General features: G+C 67.5%; 3 protein-coding genes. All 3 read right to left on the bottom strand.

Translation table 11 applies throughout. From position 1 onward, the window contains the following. A partial coding sequence (locus tag ASF76_RS16520) for a substrate-binding domain-containing protein (RefSeq protein ID WP_156459312.1) occupies positions 1 to 419 on the bottom strand: 419 nt, incomplete at its 3' end. A 41-nt stretch (positions 420 to 460) separates the two neighbouring features. Beyond that, positions 461 to 1,543, bottom strand: a complete 1,083-nt coding sequence (locus ASF76_RS16515; RefSeq protein WP_055960458.1) for an ABC transporter permease — start codon at positions 1,541 to 1,543, stop codon at positions 461 to 463. After that, on the bottom strand, positions 1,540 to 2,002 hold a 463-nt coding region (locus tag ASF76_RS16510; RefSeq protein ID WP_156459311.1), incomplete at its 5' end, for an ATP-binding cassette domain-containing protein. The genes ASF76_RS16510 and ASF76_RS16515, both read right to left, overlap by 4 nt.

The raw sequence follows: 2,002 nt of genomic DNA, 5'->3' as shown, positions 1-2,002 counted from the left end.
GACACCGCACCGGAGGGGTCCTCCAGCGTCGTGTCGACCAGGACGACCTTGATCCCGGCGGCCTCGGCGGCGGCGATGGGGGCCTGCATGGCGGACACGTCGGTCGGGGCGATCAGCAGCGCGTCGGGCTGCGACGCCACGACGGCATCCACGATCGGCTTCTGCAGGGTGGGGTCGAACTTCTCGGGGCCCTGGGTGGTGACGGTGGCGCCTTCTTTTTCTGCTTCGGCCTGGATGCCGCACTGCATGGAGATGTAGAACTCATCTCCCGCGACGCCCTGCACGAACGCGATCTTGTACCCGTCCTCGGCACCGCCGGAGGCACCGCCCGACGAGGATCCGCCGGAGCACCCGGCGAGGACGAGGGTGGCTGCGGCGCCGAGGGTGGCGAACGCGAGAACCTTGCTGTTCCACTGCATTGTGATGACCGTTCTCTCTTGGTGGGGTCGGATGCCGGGCCTCAGCCGCGGCGTCCTCCGCTGACGAACTTTCGCCAGAGGCTCTGGGTGTTGCCGCGCGTGGCGGCGGTGCGGCGTACCTGGTCGACGTAGACGGCGGTGATCAGCACCGCACCGACGGCGACCTGCTGCCAGAAGGGCTGCACACCGGTGATGACGAAGCCGTTCTGCAGCACCGCCGGGATGAACAGGCCGACCACGGTGCCGAAGATCGTGCCCACGCCGCCGAAGAGGGACGTTCCGCCGATGACGACGGCCGCGATGACGTTCAGGTTGGTCTGCGACTGACCCGCGATCGCCGTGGTCGAGAACTGCGACAGGGCCAGGATGCCGGCGAGCCCGGCGAGCGCCCCCGACAGCGTGTAGACCGAGATGAGGTGGCGGTCGACCTTCACGCCGACGCGGCGGGCGGCGAGCTCGCTCGAGCCGACGGCGTAGGTATAGAGGCCGAACTTCGTGAAGTGCAGCACGATGGCCCCGATCACCACGACCACGAGCGCGATCACGCTGATGATCGGCAGCGACCCGAACACGTTGCCGTAGCCGATCGACACCGTGAGCACCGTCGGGACGTCGCGGATATCGACGCCCCCGGTGATGATCTGGGCGAGCCCCAGCGCCATGCCGAGCGAGCCCAGCGTCACGATCAGCGGCGGGATCTTCGCCTTGGCGATGAGGAAGCCGTTCAACAGCCCCCAGCACACGCCACTGAAGATCGAGACCAGGATGCCGACGGTGGCGACGCCCCACCCTTCTCCGCCGAGAGCGCGCATGACGGTCGCCGAGACGACCCCCGAGAACACCAGCACCGAGCCGACCGAGAGGTCGATGCCCGAGGTGATGATGATGTACGTCATCCCGACGCCGAGCACCGCCAGGATCGAGGCGTTCTGAATGATGAGGCGGAAGTTCGACCACTGGGCGAATGAGTCCGGCGCCAGTGCACTGAAGATCAGCACGATGACGATGAGGATGATGAGGATCTGGAAGGCCTGCGCCTTGAGCAGCCCCACGAAGAAGTTCGGCTTCGAATCGTCGAAGGTGCCGATCGCGACGGTCTCCGTCGGCGGTGTCGTGGTGCTCATTTCTGGTCGTCCTTCGTGACGGCGCCGGTCATGAGCCCGACGAGTTCTTCCATGGAGGTCTGCTTGGCGTCGATGTTCGCCACCCGGGTCCCCAGGCGCAGCACCTGGATGCGGTCGCACACGTCCATGACGTGGGGCATGGAGTGGGAGATGAGAACGACGGCGATGCCCTTGTCGCGGACGCGACGGATCGTTTCGAGGACGTTCTTGGTCTGACGCACGCCGAGGGCGGCGGTGGGTTCGTCGAGGAAGACCAGGCGCCCGGCCCAGTGCACGGCGCGGGCGATCGCGATCGCCTGCCGCTGCCCACCCGACATCTCCCCCACGGGGGATGTCAGCGAACGCACGGTCGCGCCGAGCTCGTCGAACGCGGCGCGAGAGGCGACGGCCATGTCCTTCGTCTTCATGAACCCCAGGGCCCCGGCGAGGCCCGGGCGGCGGATCTCCCGGCCGAGGTAC

The organism is Microbacterium sp. Leaf151 (genome assembly GCF_001424225.1).
Taxonomy (GTDB): domain Bacteria; phylum Actinomycetota; class Actinomycetes; order Actinomycetales; family Microbacteriaceae; genus Microbacterium.
Note: the sequence above shows the minus strand (reverse complement) of the source record. Positions and strands in the feature narration are given on the sequence as shown.